Annotated in this window: 19 protein-coding genes and 1 pseudogene; 6 read left to right on the forward strand and 14 right to left on the reverse strand. The window is 70.4% G+C overall.

Features of this window, described 5'->3' with window-relative positions:
- Positions 1-124 precede the first annotated feature (124 nt).
- Positions 125-1639, reverse strand: coding sequence for a regulator (locus ACZ4YY_RS02275; protein WP_468282693.1), 1515 nt, complete (start codon positions 1637-1639; stop codon positions 125-127).
- Positions 1640-1879: 240 nt separating this feature from the next.
- Between ACZ4YY_RS02275 and lipB the strand changes: the two genes are divergently transcribed.
- The 4 genes from lipB to ACZ4YY_RS02295 all read left to right on the forward strand — a co-directional run bounded on the left by lipB (position 1880) and on the right by ACZ4YY_RS02295 (position 5042).
- Positions 1880-2698, forward strand: coding sequence for a lipoyl(octanoyl) transferase LipB (gene lipB / locus ACZ4YY_RS02280; protein WP_468282696.1), 819 nt, complete (start codon positions 1880-1882; stop codon positions 2696-2698).
- Between the two features lie 132 nt (positions 2699-2830).
- Positions 2831-3796, forward strand: a complete 966-nt coding sequence (gene lipA / locus ACZ4YY_RS02285) for a lipoyl synthase (RefSeq protein ID WP_468282699.1) — start codon at positions 2831-2833, stop codon at positions 3794-3796.
- 272 nt (positions 3797-4068) lie between these two features.
- The gene (locus ACZ4YY_RS02290; RefSeq protein WP_468282701.1) at positions 4069-4275 is read left to right on the forward strand and encodes an SCO2195 family GlnR-regulated protein; all 207 of its coding nucleotides are present in this window, start codon (positions 4069-4071) and stop codon (positions 4273-4275) included.
- Positions 4276-4352: 77 nt separating this feature from the next.
- The gene (locus ACZ4YY_RS02295; protein ID WP_468282704.1) at positions 4353-5042 is read left to right on the forward strand and encodes a DUF4191 domain-containing protein; all 690 of its coding nucleotides are present in this window, start codon (positions 4353-4355) and stop codon (positions 5040-5042) included.
- 158 nt (positions 5043-5200) lie between these two features.
- Here the strand turns inward: ACZ4YY_RS02295 and ACZ4YY_RS02300 are convergent, their stop codons facing one another.
- Positions 5201-5668, reverse strand: a complete 468-nt coding sequence (locus tag ACZ4YY_RS02300) for an RDD family protein (protein ID WP_468282707.1) — start codon at positions 5666-5668, stop codon at positions 5201-5203.
- 209 nt (positions 5669-5877) lie between these two features.
- Here ACZ4YY_RS02300 and glnA point away from each other — a divergent pair, with 209 nt between their 5' ends.
- Positions 5878-7287, forward strand: a complete 1410-nt coding sequence (glnA, locus tag ACZ4YY_RS02305) for a type I glutamate--ammonia ligase (RefSeq protein WP_468282710.1) — start codon at positions 5878-5880, stop codon at positions 7285-7287.
- 102 nt (positions 7288-7389) lie between these two features.
- Here the strand turns inward: glnA and ACZ4YY_RS02310 are convergent, their stop codons facing one another.
- The 4 genes from ACZ4YY_RS02310 to ACZ4YY_RS02325 form a co-directional block, all read right to left on the reverse strand.
- Positions 7390-8631, reverse strand: coding sequence for a tyrosine-type recombinase/integrase (locus ACZ4YY_RS02310; protein WP_388421681.1), 1242 nt, complete (start codon positions 8629-8631; stop codon positions 7390-7392).
- A gap of 78 nt (positions 8632-8709) precedes the next feature.
- Complete coding sequence (locus tag ACZ4YY_RS02315; RefSeq protein ID WP_468282713.1) at positions 8710-8952, reverse strand: helix-turn-helix domain-containing protein; 243 nt, start codon at positions 8950-8952, stop codon at positions 8710-8712.
- Between the two features lie 467 nt (positions 8953-9419).
- Positions 9420-10895 carry an ATP-binding protein gene (locus tag ACZ4YY_RS02320; RefSeq protein WP_468283223.1) on the reverse strand — a complete coding sequence of 492 codons (1476 nt, stop codon included), beginning with the start codon at positions 10893-10895 and terminating at the stop codon, positions 9420-9422.
- 2 nt (positions 10896-10897) lie between these two features.
- On the reverse strand, positions 10898-11758 hold the full coding sequence (locus ACZ4YY_RS02325; protein ID WP_468282716.1) for a bifunctional DNA primase/polymerase: 861 nt from the start codon (positions 11756-11758) through the stop codon (positions 10898-10900).
- Between the two features lie 138 nt (positions 11759-11896).
- Here ACZ4YY_RS02325 and ACZ4YY_RS02330 point away from each other — a divergent pair, with 138 nt between their 5' ends.
- Positions 11897-12925, forward strand: a complete 1029-nt coding sequence (locus ACZ4YY_RS02330; RefSeq protein ID WP_352142991.1) for an SRA domain-containing endonuclease — start codon at positions 11897-11899, stop codon at positions 12923-12925.
- A gap of 21 nt (positions 12926-12946) precedes the next feature.
- Here the strand turns inward: ACZ4YY_RS02330 and ACZ4YY_RS02335 are convergent, their stop codons facing one another.
- From ACZ4YY_RS02335 to ACZ4YY_RS02370, 8 genes and pseudogenes are all read right to left on the reverse strand, one after another.
- The gene (locus ACZ4YY_RS02335; protein WP_468282719.1) at positions 12947-13411 is read right to left on the reverse strand and encodes a hypothetical protein; all 465 of its coding nucleotides are present in this window, start codon (positions 13409-13411) and stop codon (positions 12947-12949) included.
- A gap of 203 nt (positions 13412-13614) precedes the next feature.
- Complete coding sequence (locus ACZ4YY_RS02340; protein WP_468282722.1) at positions 13615-15732, reverse strand: FtsK/SpoIIIE domain-containing protein; 2118 nt, start codon at positions 15730-15732, stop codon at positions 13615-13617.
- A gap of 102 nt (positions 15733-15834) precedes the next feature.
- Positions 15835-16152, reverse strand: a complete 318-nt coding sequence (locus tag ACZ4YY_RS02345; RefSeq protein WP_468282725.1) for a hypothetical protein — start codon at positions 16150-16152, stop codon at positions 15835-15837.
- Positions 16152-16498: pseudogene (locus ACZ4YY_RS02350) on the reverse strand (RRQRL motif-containing zinc-binding protein). Before ACZ4YY_RS02350 ends, ACZ4YY_RS02345 begins: the two are co-directional and overlap by 1 nt.
- On the reverse strand, positions 16498-17355 hold the full coding sequence (locus ACZ4YY_RS02355) for a protein spdB (RefSeq protein ID WP_468282727.1): 858 nt from the start codon (positions 17353-17355) through the stop codon (positions 16498-16500). The pseudogene ACZ4YY_RS02350 and the gene ACZ4YY_RS02355 overlap by 1 nt, the downstream one beginning before the upstream one ends.
- On the reverse strand, positions 17352-17675 hold the full coding sequence (locus ACZ4YY_RS02360) for a hypothetical protein (RefSeq protein ID WP_468282729.1): 324 nt from the start codon (positions 17673-17675) through the stop codon (positions 17352-17354). The genes ACZ4YY_RS02355 and ACZ4YY_RS02360 overlap by 4 nt, the downstream gene beginning before the upstream one ends.
- On the reverse strand, positions 17672-18118 hold the full coding sequence (locus ACZ4YY_RS02365; RefSeq protein ID WP_468282732.1) for a Pycsar system effector family protein: 447 nt from the start codon (positions 18116-18118) through the stop codon (positions 17672-17674). The genes ACZ4YY_RS02360 and ACZ4YY_RS02365 overlap by 4 nt, the downstream gene beginning before the upstream one ends.
- Positions 18115-18384, reverse strand: coding sequence for a DUF6284 family protein (locus ACZ4YY_RS02370; protein WP_468282735.1), 270 nt, complete (start codon positions 18382-18384; stop codon positions 18115-18117). The genes ACZ4YY_RS02365 and ACZ4YY_RS02370 overlap by 4 nt, the downstream gene beginning before the upstream one ends.
- Positions 18385-18595 lie beyond the last annotated feature (211 nt).

Genomic DNA, 18595 nt, shown 5'->3' on the forward strand with positions numbered 1-18595 from the left:
CTGTTCCCAGCCTCGGGAGAACTCGGGGAGGGGGGGGGGGGGGGGGTGGGGGGGTGGGGGGGGGGGGGGGGTGGGGGGGGGGGGGGGGGGGGCCCCCCCCCCCCCCCCCACCCCGGGTCACCCCCTAGCCCAGCGCCGCCACCCGGTCCCGGTAGCTCCGCGCCGGTGCCGCGTCCTTGTACGGCTCCAGCCTGCGTTCGAAGTCCCGCACGTACTCCACCGCCCGCACCGACCGCATCTCCGCCGCCTGGCCGGCGGCCTCCGCGGCCAGTTGGCAGGCCTGGTCGAGCTCGCCGAGGCCCAGACGGGCGGAGGCGAGGACGACACGGCAGAACAGGCGGCTGCGGGCGTAGGAGGCGGGGCGCAACTGGAGCGAGCGTTCGGCGTGCTGCGCCGCGGCCCGGAACTGGTGCAGGTCGCGGTGGCAGTGACCGAACTCGTCGGCGAGCTGCCCCTCGTCGAAGAACCGCGCCCAGAACGGCACCTCGTCCCCGGGCTTGGCCGCCTCCAGCGCCCGTTCGGCCCGCACCAGGGAGGCGGTGCACGCGCGCACCTCGCCGAGCACCCCGTGCCCGCGCGCCTCGGCCGCGTGCAGCAGGGCCTGGACGACGGGCGGGGCGCCGGTGCCCACGCCCTGCTGGGCGACGCGCGCGAGCTGCACGGCCTCGCGCCCGTGGCCCAGGTAGACGGCCTGGCGGCTCATGGTGACCAGGACGTAGGAGCCGTACGCCCGGTCGCCGGCGGCCTGGGACAGGCGCAGGGACTGGACGAAGTAGCGCTGGGCGAGGCCGTGCGCGGCGATGTCGAAGGAGGTCCAGCCGGCGAGGCGGGTGAGGTCGGCGGCGGCGCCGAAGAGGCGGCGGCCGGTCTGCTCGCCGTAGGTGCCGCGCAGCATCGGCTCGCACTCGTGCTCCAGGTAGCGCACGAGGGCCTGGCGGGCGTGGCCGCCGCCGTACTTGTCGTCGAGGGTGCGGAAGAGTTCGCCCACCGAGCGGAGCGCGGCGATGTCCCCGCCGGTGACACGCTGGCCGGGGCCGCGCTCGGCGGTGACGCGCTGCCGGGGCACGCCTGCGGGTGCGGACAGCAGGGCCGGCCTGGGGGCCGTCCGGGCGGCGGACGCGGTCCTGGTCTCGGCCGGCCGGGCCGTCGAGCCGCCCTGGGCGGGCACCCGGGCCGGCGGTTCGGGGCGGGCGACCCTGTCGTCGGCCCGGCCGATCAGCCAGTCCCGGCTCGGGACGACGAGTCCCGCCGGGGTGAAGGCGATCTTGCGGAGTTCGGCGTGGCTGCCGGTGTCCTTGCGCCACAGTCCGCCGACGATGTCGATGGCCTCCTCGGGCGTCCCCGCGAACTCCAGCCCCGCGTACACGGGGGCGCAGGCGTCCAGGCCGAGGTCCTGGGCGGTCAGCCGCCGCCCCAGGCGCCGGGTGAAGACCTCGGCGATCAGGGCGGGCGTGGTGCCCCGGGGCTGCTGTCCGCGCAGCCACCGGGTGACGGAGGTCTTGTCGTATCTGAGATCCAGGCCGTGCTCGAGACCGAGCTGATCGACGCGACGGGCCAGTCCCGCGTTGGAGAAGCCCGCTTCTGCGATGAGCGCGGCGAGCTGGCGGTTGGGAGTGCGCTGCGCGGGTCGTTCCGTCATCTGCGGTGCGGTCTCCTGCCTTCCGGGCCTCTGAAGTGCCCGGATTGCCTGTGAGCAGCCCTAATGGCCTCATGAACGGCGCGAATGTAGCGGAGCGTAAGCGGTCGATCGCACATCTCGACGCTCATTCATCCGATCGTGTGAGGATTGCCCGCGGGGCTGACGCCCGGAGGTCGGACGTACAGTGACGGGGGCGCGGTACGTGCCTGACACAGCCATTCGACCGGGGAGGCGCTTGCCGTGAGTGGGTTGCGGTTCGTTCGCATGGGGTTCGGCGCGGACGCCGTCGAGTACCGGGAGGCGTGGGACGAGCAGCGCCGGGTGCACGCGGCCCGGTTCGCCGACGAGGTCCCCGACACCGTGCTGCTGCTGGAGCACCCGCCGGTGTACACGGCGGGCCGCCGCACGGCCGACAGCGAGCGCCCCCTGGACGGCACGCCCGTCATCGACGTGGACCGCGGCGGCAAGATCACCTGGCACGGGCCCGGGCAGCTGGTGGGCTACCCCATCCAGAAGCTGCCCCGCCCGGTGGACGTGGTCGCGCACGTGCGGCGCCTGGAGGAGGCGCTGATCCGCACCTGCGCGGAGTTCGGCCTGGAGACGACCCGGGTCGAGGGGCGCAGCGGTGTGTGGGTGCTCGGCGATCCCGTCGAGGAGCGGCCGTCCCAGGGCGGGCTGTCGCTCGACTTCGACCCCCGTCTGCAGGACGAGGAGTTCGACCCGCGGCTGAACGGGCCGGAGTACGCGCCCTCCAACGCCGGACAGCGCCGCGAGGACCGCAAGATCGCGGCGATCGGCATTCGGGTGGCGAAGGGCGTCACGATGCACGGCTTCGCGCTGAACGTGAACCCCGACAACAAGTGGTTCGACCGGATCATCCCGTGCGGCATCCGCGACGCGGGCGTCGCCTCCCTCGCGAGCGAGCTGGGCCGGGACGTCACGATCGAGGAGGTGCTGCCGGTGGTCGAGCGGCACCTGCGGGACGTCCTGGAGGACGCCGAGCTGAAGCCCCGGGAGATCGAGAGGACACCGGCGACCGTCAGCCCGTCCGGCGCCTGAGGACGAGGCCGTCCGGGCCGCGGCGGAGGCGCGGGAGCGGCCGTGCCCGGAGGCCGGGAGACCCCCGCCGGGTTTCAAATCATCGGGCGTACCCTTGAGGACGCCGAAGAATCAATCGCTAGGGAGCCGGTCGTGTCCGCAGTCGCACCCGACGGACGCAAGATGCTGCGCCTGGAGGTCCGCAACAGCCAGACCCCCATCGAGCGCAAGCCCGAGTGGATCAAGACCCGGGCGAAAATGGGCCCCGAGTACACGAAGATGCAGAACCTCGTGAAGAGCGAGGGACTGCACACCGTCTGCCAGGAAGCCGGCTGCCCCAACATCTACGAGTGCTGGGAGGACCGCGAGGCGACCTTCCTCATCGGCGGCGACCAGTGCACCCGGCGCTGCGACTTCTGCCAGATCGACACCGGCAAACCCGAGGCGCTGGACCGGGACGAGCCGCGCCGGGTCGGCGAGTCGGTCGTCACGATGGACCTGAACTACGCCACCATCACCGGCGTCGCCCGTGACGACCTGGAGGACGGCGGGGCGTGGCTGTACGCCGAGACCGTGCGCCAGATCCACGAGCAGACGGCCGGGCGTGAGGGCGGGCGGACCAAGGTCGAACTCCTCGCCCCGGACTTCAACGCGGTCCCCGAGCAGCTGGCGGAGGTCTTCGCCTCCCGCCCCGAGGTCTTCGCGCACAACGTCGAGACGGTCCCGCGCATCTTCAAGCGGATCCGCCCGGGCTTCCGCTACGAGCGTTCGCTGAAGGTCATCACGGCCGCCCGCGACGTCGGACTCGTCACGAAGTCCAACCTCATCCTCGGCATGGGCGAGACCCGCGAGGAGGTCGGCGAGGCGCTCAGGCAGCTGCACGACGCGGGCTGCGAGCTGGTGACCATCACCCAGTACCTGCGCCCCTCCGTGCGCCACCACCCGGTGGAGCGCTGGGTCAAGCCGCACGAGTTCGTGGAGCTGAAGGAGGAAGCCGAGCAGATCGGCTTCTCGGGCGTCATGTCCGGCCCGCTGGTACGGTCCTCCTACCGTGCCGGGCGGCTGTACCAGATGGCCGTCGAGAAGCGCGGCTCCTTCGTCGCCGCCCAGGCCGTCTGACATACCGTCAACCCTCGCTGCCCGCAGGGCGACGGGGCATGCGTGTGAATTCGCGCACAAGCGGCTACTTGCCAGTAGCGGCCGATATGACGCGGTCCCGACCGTCCTCGCAGATGAGGGCGTACGTCGGGGCCGCGTCAGCATTTCGGCCCCGCGCATCAAGGCTTCATCGGTGTTTGACCGGCCGGTCACGCCCTGGTAACACCAATCAGTGACGCTCGTGTCACAGCACGTAGACCCGTGCCCGAAGCCACCCCGAGGGGGACCTCCACATGCAGGCCGCGCCCGTTCGCGCCACCGCGATCCCGTCCGTCACCAACGCCCTGCGCGCCGTCGAGTCCCTGCTCATGAGCGGCGGCCAGCGCACCGCCCGGCGCAACGCCTGGACCTCCGTGCTGGAGGACCGCCGACGCGCCAAGGACCGGGTCGAGGCGCAGCGCGTCCTCGAGTCGGTCGCCGTCACCGCCGTCCGTTCCTGACCGTCCGGCCCCCTTCCCGCCCGCCTGCCGGGGCACTGCCGTCGTCGGCGCTCCCGGGGCCACGTAGACTTCGTGGCATGGCGAGGAAGGACAACGCGGCGGACGCCGCGAACCCCGGGCGACTGAAGCAGATCGCCCTGACCTACAAGATGACCCGCAAGGCCGACAAGAAGATCGGTCTTGTACTCGCGGCTGTCGGAATCGTCACCTTCGGTGTCTTCCTCGCGATCGGTTTCTTGATCGGGCACCCCATCTATCTCGGCATCCTGGGCTTCCTGCTCGCCTTCCTCGCGACGGCGATCGTGTTCGGCCGCCGGGCCGAGCGGGCCGCCTTCGGCCAGATGGAGGGCCAGCCGGGCGCCGCCGCGGCCGTGCTCGACAACATCGGCCGGGGCTGGACGACGACGCCCGCGGTGGCGATGAACCGCAGCCAGGACGTGGTGCACCGGGCCGTCGGCAAGGCCGGCATCGTCCTGGTCGCCGAGGGCAACCCGAACCGGGTCAAGAGCCTGCTGGCCGCCGAGAAGAAGAAGATGAACCGCATCGTCGCGGACGTCCCCGTGCACGACCTGATCGTCGGCACCGGCGAGGGCCAGGTCGAGCTGAAGAAGCTGCGGACCACCATGCTGAAGCTGCCGCGGGTGCTCACCGGCCCGCAGGTGACCACGACCAACGACCGGCTCCGCGCCCTGGGCGACCTGATGAGCAACATGCCGCTGCCGAAGGGGCCGATGCCGAAGGGCATGCGCCTGCCCAGGGCCCGCTGAACCCCGTGACACCCGAAGGGGGCGCCCGGATCACTCCGGGCGCCCCCTTCGTCGTACGACTCACCCCGTTCGCCGTGAGGCCTCCCCGTTCGCCGTGAGGCCTCCCCGTTCGCCGTGAGGCCTCCCCGTTCGCCGTACGGCTCGTCCCGGGGACGGGCTCAGATGCGGACCTCGACCGTCTTGGCCAGCCGGTCGTGCAGACCGCGGCCGTCGCGGTCCCAGATCAGGGCCGGGAGGGCGAGGCAGAGCAGGACCGTGCGCAGCAGGGAGCGCACGGGGTGGACCGTGCCGGTCTCCAGGGCGAGCACGCGCAGGCCGAACAGACGCTTGCCCGGAGTGAAGCCGACCGTGCCGACCGTCAGGGTGCTCATCACGAAGAAGATCAACAGCGCCCAGTTGCCCGTCGCCTGGCCGTAGCCGTCGGTGATCAGGCCGTATGCGATCAGGACGCACAGGCCCCAGTCCACGGCGAGCGCTCCGAGCCGACGGCCGGGGCGGGCGATGGAACCCGGTCCGTCCTCCGGCAGGCCGAGCTGCTCACCCCGGTATCCGAAGTCGGCACCGGCGTCCTCCATGGCCGCACGGGGCCCGGAGAGCCACGATCCGATTGCTTGCCTGTTGTCCACCCGTCCACGGTACTGCGACCCCTTATGACCGGAGCACGGCGGGGTGTGTCCGAGCTACCGTGGGCGGTGCGGCGGTTAACTTGTGCGAAACAAATGGGTCACGCCCGAGAAATCACGCGTCCCTAGGGTCGAGGACAGCGTGTGCCACCGCACTGGCCGCACGAACGAACTACCACCCCGGCGCGACGGTCGGGAGTAGGAGGAGCTGGATGTTCCAGAACGCCGACGAGGCCAAGAAGTTCATCGCGGACGAGGACGTCAAGTTCGTCGACGTCCGCTTCTGCGACCTGCCGGGCGTCATGCAGCACTTCTCGCTGCCCGTCGAGGCGTTCGACCCGGACGAGGAGCTCGCGTTCGACGGTTCGTCGATCCGCGGCTTCCAGGCGATCCACGAGTCCGACATGGCGCTGCGCGCCGACCTGTCGACCGCGCGGGTGGACCCGTTCCGCCGCGACAAGACGCTCAACATCAACTTCTTCATCCACGACCCGATCACGGGCGAGCAGTACTCCCGTGACCCGCGCAACGTGGCGAAGAAGGCCGAGGCGTACCTGGCGTCGACCGGTATCGCCGACACCGCGTACTTCGGTCCGGAGGCCGAGTTCTACGTCTTCGACAGCGTGCGCTTCAAGACCTCGGAGAACGAGTCCTTCTACCACATCGACTCCGAGGCCGGCGCCTGGAACACCGGTGCGCTGGAGGACAACCGCGGTTACAAGGTCCGCTACAAGGGCGGCTACTTCCCGACCCCGCCGGTCGACCACTTCGCCGACCTGCGTGCCGAGATCTCCCTGGAGCTGGCCGCCTCCGGCCTCCAGGTCGAGCGCCAGCACCACGAGGTGGGCACCGCCGGCCAGGCCGAGATCAACTACAAGTTCAACACGCTGCTCGCCGCGGCCGACGACCTCCAGCTCTTCAAGTACATCGTGAAGAACGTGGCCTGGCGCAACGGCAAGACCGCGACCTTCATGCCGAAGCCGATCTTCGGTGACAACGGCTCGGGCATGCACGTCCACCAGTCGCTGTGGAGCAACGGCTCCCCGCTGTTCTACGACGAGGCCGGTTACGCGGGCCTGTCGGACACCGCCCGCTACTACATCGGCGGCATCCTCAAGCACGCACCGTCGCTGCTGGCCTTCACCAACCCGACGGTGAACTCGTACCACCGTCTGGTGCCGGGCTTCGAGGCCCCGGTGAACCTGGTGTACTCGCAGCGCAACCGTTCCGCGGCCATGCGCATCCCGATCACGGGTTCGAACCCGAAGGCCAAGCGCGTCGAGTTCCGCGCGCCCGACTCCTCCGGCAACCCGTACCTGGCGTTCTCCGCCCTGCTGCTCGCGGGCCTGGACGGCATCAAGAACAAGATCGAGCCGGCCGAGCCGATCGACAAGGACCTCTACGAGCTGGCCCCCGAGGAGCACGCGGGCGTCCCGCAGGTCCCGACCTCGCTCCCGGCCGTCCTCGACTCGCTCGAGCGCGACCACGAGTTCCTCCTCGCCGGTGACGTCTTCACGTCCGACCTGATCGAGACCTGGATCGACTACAAGCGCACGAACGAGATCGCCCCGCTGCAGCTGCGCCCGCACCCGCACGAGTTCGAGCTCTACTTCGACGTGTGATATCGCCCCAGGTCAGAGCGGGTTTCCGCTCCCCTGGGCCGTCTGTGGGCCGTCGGCCGTGTTCTTCCTCGCTGGAAGGGCACGGCCGACGGCCTTTTGCGCTCAGGGTCCAGGGGACACTCCCTTGCCGAACGCTGAGTCGATGGCCCGGCGCGCCCGGTCCCTGCTGTTCGGCATGAGGTGTGTGTACGTCCGCAGCGTGAACCCTGGGTCGGAGTGACCGAGGTACTCGGCCAGGGCCTTGATGTTCTCTCCCGAGTCCAGCAGGACCGACGCGTAGTAGTGCCGCAAGGCGTGCATGCCGTGCTCACGCGAGGGTTTGAACCGCTCCCCCGGCGCCCGCTCCGGGATGACGCCGCCAGCGATCAGGGCGGGCTTCCACAGGTACATGTTGAAGTAGTTCCTGTTCAGCGCCTTACGCTCCCGCGAGTAGAACAGCAACTTCGCCGTGACCGGCGGTCCGTCCGGGGTCTTCCACGGCAGAGTGACGTCGATAGGGGGTCGGCGGGTGACGTGCGTTGCGAGAGCATCCGACACCACGTCTGGAAGCGGCACGTCGCGCAGCTTGCCGCCCTTGGGCGGGGCGAACACCATCTGCGGGCCGACTAGCTTGACCTGGCGCGCGATGTGCAGCACTCCCCCGTCAAAGTCGACTTCATCGACGGCCAGCCCGAAGATCTCGCCCTGTCGCAGGCCGCACCCGGCACCGAGGTCCACGGTTGTTGCGTACTGCTCCGGGAGTCCGCCGCGAACAGCCACCACTCGGTCACGCGTCCACGGCTTGATTTTCCGAGGATCGAGCTTGGGCGCACGAACGGAACCCGCGCGGCAGGGATTACGGGAGATGATGCCGTCGTCCACAGCCGCGCCGAACACAGCAGAGACGTTCGCAAACACGGTCCGCTGGTACGACGCTGCCATTCCGGAGTCCATGAGGGCTCGTGCCCACGTGCGGATATGGGTGGGCTGGAATGCGGTCATGGAGCGCGAACCGATGTACGGAAATGCGTGCAGCCGGAACCGCAACTCCATGTTCACGATGGTGGAAGGGTCCGTGGTCTGAGACGCCAGCCACGCTGTGGCGAAGTCTTTGAACGTCACCTTGCCGGCCGACGGGTCGACGTATTGTCCGCGCGTCATGTCCGTCTCGATGGCGCTCAGCCACTTCTCGGCAAGTCGCTTCTTGCCGTCGGGGAAGCTCTTGGACTTCTCGGTGCCGTCGGGGCCGATGTACCTGGCGCGGTAGCGCAGGCCGCTGCCGTGGCGGTCGCTCTTGACGCGGGCGGTCTTGCCGTCGGGGTTGGTCTCGGTCTTGAACCAGCGATCTTGGATGTGGCCTGCCATGTGACGGCGGTCCTCTCAACACGCGGCAGGGAGAGCCGCTGGTAGCGGCTCTCCCTGCTGTCTGCGGTGGGTGTTTGGTTAGGCGGCGTCTCGGTCGGTGCTCTTGCGTTCGGCGACGTGGGCGAGCACGTCGGCAGGGTCGTAGCGGATGTACTTGCCGATGCGGAATCCGGGCGGACCGATCCTCTTCTTTCGCCACTGGTAGACGGTCTCTTTGGGCACCTTGAAGATCACGGCGATGTCGTCGGAGGTGAGGTAGCGGTCCGGCAACCCGCCGCGAAGCGTGGCGCGCGGGTCCGGCTGTTCACGTGGAGTGCTCATGGCATGTCCTCCGTGCGCGGGCGGGGATCCTGTTTTGGGGGCGCGGTGGTCTGTGCTGTCCGAAGCTGGGATTTCTGCGTCATCGCGTCACCTGCGTCAATCAGGCTTCTGACCTGCGGGTTCCGGTGACGCAGCAGGGCGGGCCCTGCGTCACCGATGACACGGGCGCTCGTCACGGGGTGACGCTGATGACGCGGGATGACGCAGGATTCACCGTCTGCGTCACCCCCTGTTGCCGCAGGTCAGCGGCCGTCTGTCGGGTCCGTGGTGACGCAGTGACGCAGATCTTCCCTACTTAGGAAAGAGAAGGGGGTGGTGTCTGTGGGTCTTTGCGTCCGCTCAGGCGCTTGAAGAACGAGCCGCTTCGCGGCGCGACCCGTGCAGGGCGGCTGGCGCCGCCGAACAGCAAGAGGAGCACCCGCGGGCGGGCGTGCTCCTCTTGCTTGTCCGCCTGTCCGGGCGCGCGGTCAGAACGCGGTCTGCTGCTCGGGCGGCGGGGGCGGGGCCTGGCGGCTGAGCTCGATGTAGCGGGCGGCGCTGGTGCGCCCCCAGTCGACCAGGACGCCCCGCGCGGCCAGGGTGGGCTGGATGCGCCTCAGCCGGTCGGACAGCACCTTGCCCGTGGTGGGCCAGCCCTTGGGCAGGGGGCGGCATTCCTCGCCGCTGTAGAGGGCGGTCAGGGCGTGCAGCCACTCCGCCGACGTCATCCGTTCTTCCGTGCCCGGGGTGAGTTCGGCGGCGTGCTTGAGGACCGTCTGCGCCAGGAGATCACCCTCGATCACGTCGTCGTTGAGGTCGTCCAGGCTGGCCCGGTATGCCTCCAGCGTCCCGAAGCCGGTGGCGGTGTCGAGCTGGGCGCACAGGTGGGCGAAGTCGGCCATCCGCAGATCGGTCGGGGTCTCGGCCTGCACTGCGCGGACCTTGACGGTCAGGTCGAGCAGGGAGCCGAGGACGACGGGCAGGATCTCGGCGTACTCCGCCCACAGCTCCGCTTCGGTACGCCGCACTCGGGGGCGTTCCAGGCGCAGGGTGAGGAGCCGTTCGGCAAGGTCGGGGCGGATCACGCCGACGTCGATGCCGGTCAGCAGCATCGGGCGGCGGTAGCGGGAGCGGACGACGTCGCCGTCGGTGAACAGCGCGCGCTTGATGCTCTCGGCTCCGGTGATGATGCAGCACATGAGGTCAGACAGGTCCGGGGGCAGGTGGGAGAGGTTGTCCAGGGCGGTGATCCATCCGGCCGCGACCGCCGTGATCATGTTCTCTTCGTCCTTGGGGGCCCGCCGCAGGTCGCCGGTCATACCTTCGATGATCCGCACGAGCATCCGCCCGCCGGTCGACTTGCCGGCGCCCTGCGGGCCGGTCAGGAACGGGGCCGGAACGGGCACGGACGGCTCCAGGCAGCCGATGAGCCACGCGATGGCCAGGGCCTCGGTCTTGGCGTCGGCGAAGTTGCACAGCCGCATCAGCAGGTCGATGCCCTTGCCGTTGGTGTCCTTGGCGGGCAGGGGGAGTTCGCCGGTGAGCTGGGTGCGCCGCCAGCACACCTCTTCGGGGTCGGGGACGCGGATGTCCCAGCCGGTGGGGTGGATGCGCACGGACTGCCCGTCGTCGCGGCCGAGGTCGAGCCAGGTGGCTCCGTCGAATCCTGGGGCGACGCGGATGTGGGTGGGCTGTACCTGCTCGGTGAGGGCGAGTGCCTCGATCAAGTCCAACGCCTCCTTGAGGGCGGTTCCGTTGAAGACGCCGACCCCGTCGCGGAAGAGGCCGACCATGAGTTCCTGCCGGTGGCTCCCGGTCGTGCCCTGGGAGCGGATCGGGCGGGCCACGGGGTGGCCGGTGCGCTGCGCGTACACGGTCCCGTCCACGGTGCGGAAGTACCGGAAGTGGGACTGCGCGTAGTCGGTGATGACCTGCCGGGCGGGGCTCTTCTCGTCGTCGGACACGGTCACAGTCCCAACGTGGTCAGGGCGTTAGTCCACGCGTCCGTGCAGTGCCGGGGAGTCTCGCCCTTGGCCTGCGCGGCGGTGAACAGCCGGTTGACGTGGGTGTCGGTGAGACAGCCGCACCGGCCGTGCGTGGACAGCACGGCGAGGAACGTGCGGTACACGGTCGCGTGGACGGCGCTGCGGGCCTCGCTGATGCGCTGCTCTGCCATGGAGATGCCACGGTCCAGATACGTGGGCGTACGGTGCGGGCACTGGCCCCCGTGGACCCTCAGGGGCACTGTGAGCGTCTGTGGCGCCCTGCGGGCCGGGGACGGGTCCTTTACTGCCAGCGCGCGCACAGCGTCCGGGAGAGCGACCGTGGCGCCTACGCCTGAACCGAGCCAACGGGCGTACTGCATAAGGGACTTGATGTCGACGCCGGGCCGTACGGCGTTCGATGACGCCATGGTGCCCTGGTAGATCCAGTGTTCGCCCCGGGTGGTGGTCACGGTCCGGGTCGCGGGCAGGGTCTCGCGGGCCCACTGGACGGCGGCGGGGTCGTCCAGGTCGACCACGGTCACGCCAGCGCCGCCGGGGTGGTAGGCGACGGCGGCGGCCCGACGCCACGCCGTGGCCCACGCGGGCGAGGTGAGGATGTGAGGGTCGGTGGTGGCGGCGGCCCACGCGTGGCAGACGCCGGGGCACTGGCAGGGTCCGGGCGTCTTCATGTTCGGCCGCCCGCCGCACGCGTTGCCGGTGCAGGTGGGGCAGTTGCCGAACGGCACCTTCCCAGCTCGTAACGGCAGCACGGGCACGCCGGAGGCCGCCAGTGAGAGAGCGGTGGGCAGATGCTCTCCCCGAATGTCGGTCGGTTGGGTCATGCTGGATGTCTCCAGTCCTGTTGGTCGGTACTGGTGATGAGGGCGACCCCGCGTTCTTGCCGGAAGGGGGGTCGCCCTTTCGCCTGCCTTTGGGAAATAGGGGCGGGAGATGTCAGTGGGGGTGGTTAAGGTCGCGGCATGACGACGACCGTTGATCTTGTGCCGGGTTTGGTGACGACGCGCGATGCGATCGCTGCGGCCTACGGCTGCGGCACGTTCCAGGGCATTGAGCCGGCCGACGATGCGGGCAAGGTGTTCGTGTATTCCGACCCGTCCGCGGGCGAGGAGTACGGCTACACCTTCGATGGCCGGGCCGAGGACGACGAGTTCGGGCCGCTGTACCTGTACACCGGCGCCGGCGCGAACGGTGACCAGAAGCCGTCCGGCCGCAACGGCTCACTGCTGACACATGCCGAGAAGGGCCGTGAAGTGCATCTGTTCGTCGCCGCCGGCAGGGTGCCGGGCAGCGGAGCGATGCAGCAGCGCTACATCGGTCAGATGGTGCTGGACCCCATCAAGCCGTACGACGTTCGCCGCGGGCCCGGCAAGGACGGCGTGATGCGCAACGTGCTGGTCTTCCGGTTCCGGCCGGCCGAGGGAACCACGCCCGCGTGGACGGAGGCCGACCGGATGCCGGCCGCAGTGAAGTCTGACGTCGAGATCACCGAACCCATGGTGGAAGTGCCAGAGCCGGTCACGCTGCCAAAGCAGAGCGGCGCGAAGGCCAAGAAGACCGAGCAGCACGCCACCGCGGAGACCGTTGCGGACATTCCTGCCGGACAGCGCAAGGTCCTGCGCCGTGAGGGCGAGTTGGTCAAGGCGTTCGCAGCGCACCTGGCCGCGGCGGGCCATGAAACCCACAGCTTCCAGATCACCATCAAGGGTGAGCCCGGAGCGCTGACTCCCGACCTGTACGACGCGAAGGATCATGCACTCTATGAGGCGAAGGGACAGACGACCCGGGCCAACATCCGCATGGCCATCGGCCAGCTCGCCGACTACCGCCGCCACATCCCCGGGCGCAAGGAACTGCGCGTCGCTGTACTGCTGCCCAGCGAGCCCAGCGAGGACCTGAAGGATCTTCTCGGCGAGGAGTACGTGGAGCTGGTCTACCAGACCGAAGATGGCGGGTTCGCCGGCTGGCCGCTCGCCTACAACCAGCCGTAACCGCCGCGGTAGCGCGTCCTGCTAGCCGTGGAAGTGGTTGCGCTTGAAGACGGCACGGCGGATGTTCACCGTCGTGCCGCTCTTGCCACTACCCGACCCCATTACCTGCACGGCGATCCATCCGCCAAAGATGACCGCGGCGAGGGTGATGAGCTGAGTGATCAGCGCCGTGAGCGCGGCGATGAACGTGGTCAGCAGCAACAGGCCCCCGCACACGGCGAGGAACCCGACGCCCCCGAGGGCGACGTTCACCGCGGCCCGGGACACGGCCGGCTTGACCGCGACAGGCTCGGGCTGCACGGGGCTCACGGCGTAGCCGGTGACGACGCGGCCGTCCGGCAGGACGACGCTCGCCACCGTCGGCATCTCGTGCGGCTGGACGGGAACGAGCGGCGCCGGCGTGACGGCGGCGGGGGCGATGGGGGTGGGCTGGTACGCGGTCACGGCCCGTTCGGCGGAGGCGGGGCGGTCGTGTTCGGGATACATGCGGAATCCCTTCCGAAGGTTGGTCAGGGAGGCAGAGGCACCCCCTTCGGGGTGCCATGTGGAGGGGGTTTCGGTGGTCTGACCTGCGGGCCTCCCTGCCTCCCTGAACGATCATTCGTGCAGGTCAGATGCAGGGAGGTGGGCCAGGGAGGCGGTCAGGGAGTTCTCCCTGCCTCCCTGACCCTTCGGGGGTCGGCTCCCTGTCATCCGTCAGAGGAAGCGGAATCGTCTCCGTCGCGGTTGGCGAGGGCGCGGGCGACGCGGTCGCGGGAGACGACCATCACGCCGTCGGACTTGTAGGGCTCGGCGCCGGCGTCGTCCAGGACGCGCTTGAGGTCGATGAACGACCAGCCGCCGTAGGCGTCCGCGTTCAGCGTGGCGAGCCGCGCCAACACGTCCTTCGTCCGCACCCGCGACGTGGTGCCGATGACGTCGAAGATGTCGATGAGCGGGTCGTGGTCCTCGCCGCGGTCGATGGCGTGCAGGGTGGTGACACCGTCGCGCAGGGCCTTGGCCCGGTCGGTGATGGTTTCGGCGTCGTCGTCGTCGATGTAGTGCGTGCGCACCGTGATGGACGACTGTCCGGCCGGGATGGTGATGCCGTCGGAGGCGACAACCAGGGTCCCCCGGTCCAGGCCCGGACGCAGCAGGTTCGGCGCGGCCCCGCCGTCGACCGCCTTGTCTCCCAGAGCCATGCGGGCCTGCGACTCGGTGCCCAGGGCGAGGGAAGCGCGGGTGTGGGCGCCCTCCCGTACGAGCTTGGGAAGGTTCTCGTTGGTCGGGTCCTGGGTGCCCTGCCACATCAGCACGTTGACGGCCCGCCCCTGGTTGTGGATCTTCCGGACGGCCATGAAGTACCGGGAGTTGGCCTTGGACCCGCCATAGGGGCGCTTGTCGGCGTCCTTGGCCGGGCACATGAACGCCACCTGCGCCTCGTCGACCAGCACGATCAGCGGCGGGAACTGCGTTCCGGGCGGTGCCTGGATACGGCGGTTCATCTCGTCGACGGCGCCCTCGACCATCTCGGTCACCTGGATCACGTGCTCATCGGTGGGGCCCTGGATCAGGGTGGTGGCGAGTCCGTCGAACATGGCCCAGTCGCCTACGCCCTTGAGGTCGCCCATGAGGAACTGCACCGACTTGTCGAGCGAGAGCCACAGGGCCAGGGAGCGCAGGGCCACGGTCTTGCCCTGGTTCGACAACCCGGTGATGAGCAGGTGGCGCTGGTACAGGCTCAGCGCTGCGGCATCCCCGCGCAGGTCCTGACCCCACGGGGCGCGGCCCTTGGTGTAATCGGCGGTCATCGTGTCGTCGGTGACCAGCGGGGACGGGCCGATCGGCTCGTCCAGCGCCCCCGAGTCCGCGATCCACAGCCGCACCGTCCGCGCGGCCTGCGGGATCGTGATGAACACCTCGTGCTCGTGCCGGGTCAGGTTCTCGGCCAGCTTGCGGCGCTTGTTCTGCACCTCGTTGGTCGACACTCCGGAGGGAAGGGTCACGTCGACCTCGACACCGCATCCGGCGATGGTGATCGGTCCGAGCATGCTCGCGCCGGCGTCGCCCATCTCCTTGATGGCGCGGGCCAGGGCGGGGACTCCGAGGTCGCGCAGGGCCTTGACCACGATGGACGGTGTGATCGGCTCGCCCTCGCCGTTGCGGACGTTCACGGGCAGTGCCCAGTCCGGTGCGGCCTGTTGCTTGCGGCCCACGGACCACAGGGCGAGCAGGGCGAGGAACGGGCCGATCGTGAGCGCCGGACCCCACACGACCTGCACGATTCGGATGAGCAGGGCGATGAAGTCGATGGTGGCCGACAGGGGGGTGATGACGTCGGCGACGTGGCCGGTGTTGATGGCCATGACGACTCCGAGGGCGACCAGGACACCGACGCTCATGCCGGCGCCGACGGCCACGCCCTTGGCGGCCTCCACGGGCGAGTGCAGGAGGTCCATGCGGCGGTGATGGCGGGCGGCGCGGAAGCGCTGCAACCGCTCCTCCCACTCTTCGGCCGCTTCCAGGTTCCCCGCGGCTTCCGCCGCCCGGATCATCCGCTCGTAGCGGGAGCCGGTGCGGCCGTCCCAGGTCCGGCGGGCCACGATCCGGCCCCCGTTGAACGTGTAGGACGCGTGCCGGGCGAACGCGCGGACGGTGGCCCTGGTCGTCTCGTGCGTGACGACCGTCTTCACGGCGCGTCCGGAGCGCATCCACAGCGGCACGGGCCGGGCGGGCGGCGCGTCCGGGACCACGGTCAGGACGGTGGGGGCGGTGTCGGGGGTCGGGGGGTCGGTGGGCTTGTGGAGGTGGACGACGTTCTCAGACATGCTGGGAGTTCTCCTGACTGCCCCGGTAGGGGCGGGAGTAAGCGGGAGAGCCGGGGTGGCCGTGTCCGTGGAAAGAGGCGGTCACCCCGGCGTGCTGGCTTGTCAGAACCAGCCGGACGACTTTTTCTTGGCCTTGTCGCGGGCGGCCTCGGTGATGAGGCGCTGACGCTCGCCGTGCAGGGCGGTCAGCTCCGCGTTCAGCCGCATCTCGGCGGCCGATCCGATGGAGTCCATCCGGTCCTCGGCGCCGGTCGTGCTCCGGCCACGGTGGACGCTGCGGGCGCCGCTGGCCATCGCGCGAGTCATTGCGAGCCGTTCACGGCTGGTCAGCGGCCACCACTCGCCGCGCCGCACGGCTTCTAGCTTCTTTGTGGTCGCCCGGATCTCGCGGTCCAGACGGCGGATGTCGGAGTTGCCCATCAGGTACTCCCTTCGGACCCGTGCGGGTCGGGGTAGGCGCAGGGCACGCAGGTGCCGAGCGAGGCGGGGATGACGTAGCCCGCATCGGTCCGGCAGGTCGGGCAGATGCGGCGGGCGGCGTTCGCTGCGGCGAGCGCCGCCCACCGGCCCGGCGTCATCGGCCGGACCGGCTTGGCCAGGTCGATGCGATACAGGTAGGCGACCAGCGGCCCCCGCCGGCGGCGGGGGCGTTCGAGCTGCGCGGCCACGCCCTGACCGCCGGGCCGCAAGCCGCGCGCCCTGAGCTGACGGCGGGTGGCGTAGCCGTCCGGGGCGAGGGCCACCGGAACACCGGTAGCGTCCCCATCAGGCGACGACGCGCTTCCAGGCGGCCCTGAGCCGTACCTCGGACGCGGCGTGACCGGCCGCACGGAAGCGGGCGGACATCTCGCGGTAGGACAGGGCAGGCGTTTCGCTGTGGCGGATCTCGTCGACGAGCGCGTCAAGCGCCTCATCCGTGAGCGCGGGCCCCGTCTCCAGCGCGGGAACGGGCTGAGTGGGCCCCCACACCGGGAGCTCCCACGGGGGCGTGACGCCGGGTGTGACGCGGGTCGTCACGCTGGTCAGCGCCCTGCCGGTGTCCTCGCCGTCGCGCGCCGTCTCCAGCGTCGACCACGCTCCGGCCAGGGTGGCGGCGGTCCGTGCTTGGACGCGTGCGACACGTGCCCCGGCGGCCGTCACGGCCGTCAGTCGCGTCTCCTCCGTGCGGGCCTCGGCGAGCAGCCGGGCGCGGGCCACGGCGGCCTCGTCGCGGGATTCCTGCTGAATCCCGCGGATCGCTCCGAGGGCGCCCGGGGTGAGCGCGGTGCGCTCCCACAGACCGTGCACCAGCCACAGTGCCTTTGCCGCGACCGGCAGCCACGCCACGGCCAGCCACGCGTCGGCCGACTCCTCAGCTGTGAGCGCGTGGGCGACCAGGACGCCCGTGGCGATCAGGCCGAAGCCCCAGCCGACGGCGGTCACGGCGTGGCTGTGGTCGCCCTGCGCGGCCAACCTGCGCTCGTAGGCGAGGGTGGCCAGCCATCCGCCGTCGATGCCGAGACCGACGACCAGCGCGACCAGCCACGGCATCGCCGTGCCCAGCCACATCACGACCACGGCGAGGGTGAGCACCATGGACACCGCCGTCATCGCCACGGCGGGCAGAACCGTCTTGGCCCTCACGCCGCACCCCCGTCCGCAGCGGGCACGTCGGTGTAGCCGTGCAGGTGCACTTCTGCGCCCGCGTAGTCGGTCGACGCCTTCAGCACGCGCGTCGTGCCGGCGGACTGCACCGCGTGGGTCACCTGCTCCGGCGGCACGGCCAGGGCCTCCCGCCACGCCTCGAACGCGTGCAGACCCTCGTGGAAGCGCAGGGTCAGCCGTTCGGGGTAGATGCGGGACAGGTCGACGTCCGGGGCGGGCAGGTGCCCGAAGTCAGCGGCGAGTAGCCGCAGCACGCGCAGGGGCGCGGCCAGAGCGTCCAGCGTCAGCAGCTCGTTCACGCCGCACCCCACAGGGTGAGTACGGCGGCGAGGATGAGCAGTGCCCCGCCGGCGCAGGTCAGGTCGACCGCACGGCGCAGGCAGGTGAACTTGGCGACCGCCAGCCGGGACAGGCCGGCGATGTCGGCGGCCAGGTCCCGGGCGACGGCCTCGCTGATCTCCTCCGCGGTGAGCGTGGCCCAGAGCGGGAAGCCGTGCCGGCCGCGCAGGTTCGGCCGCACCGACCGCAGCAGCAGACCAGCCGCCGCGACCAGCACCGCCATACCGAGACCACCCACGACGTAGGCGGGCACGTTCATCGGCAGATCCCGGGCGACCGTCCAGGCGCCGGCGAGCACCGCACCGACGAACGCCAGCAACAGACCGGTCTTGGTGTCCGTCCGCACGCTCTCCGCCTTCACCTCGGCGTGCGCGACAGTCAGATTCCGCTCGGTGGCACTCATGCGGCACCACCCGGGAGGCTCGCACCGGCCGTACGGTTGACCAGCGCGACCCGCGCGGCCAGCACCCGGCGGCGGGCCCGGCGGATGCGGCGCTCGTCCAGCTCGGTCGGCGTGCGGTCCAGGGTGACGATCTGCGCGTCCAACAGGTCGACGTCCGCCAGGATCGCGGGCATCTCCAACTCGATCGCGTCCAGCTCGGCGTTCGTCGGCTCCATGAAGTCGGCGAACGCGGTAACAGCGTCCTGAACAGTGACGATGTGTTCCATGGGTCGTGGTCTCCCTAGCAGGTGAAACGGCCCGAACAGCGGCTCCCGGGGTGCCACCCGGGGGCCGCGCGCCGTTGAAGGGGAAAGCCGCGTGCGAGTGCAGCGGCAGGCCGTATGCAAGCGGCCAGTGCCCCGGGCCGGATTCGATCCGGCGCCCTCATGGCGGAATGCCGGGGCGGTGAACGTGTCTCCTTCGGGGGTGCAGCGCCCG

Source organism: Streptomyces sp. NPDC030143, assembly GCF_055573695.1.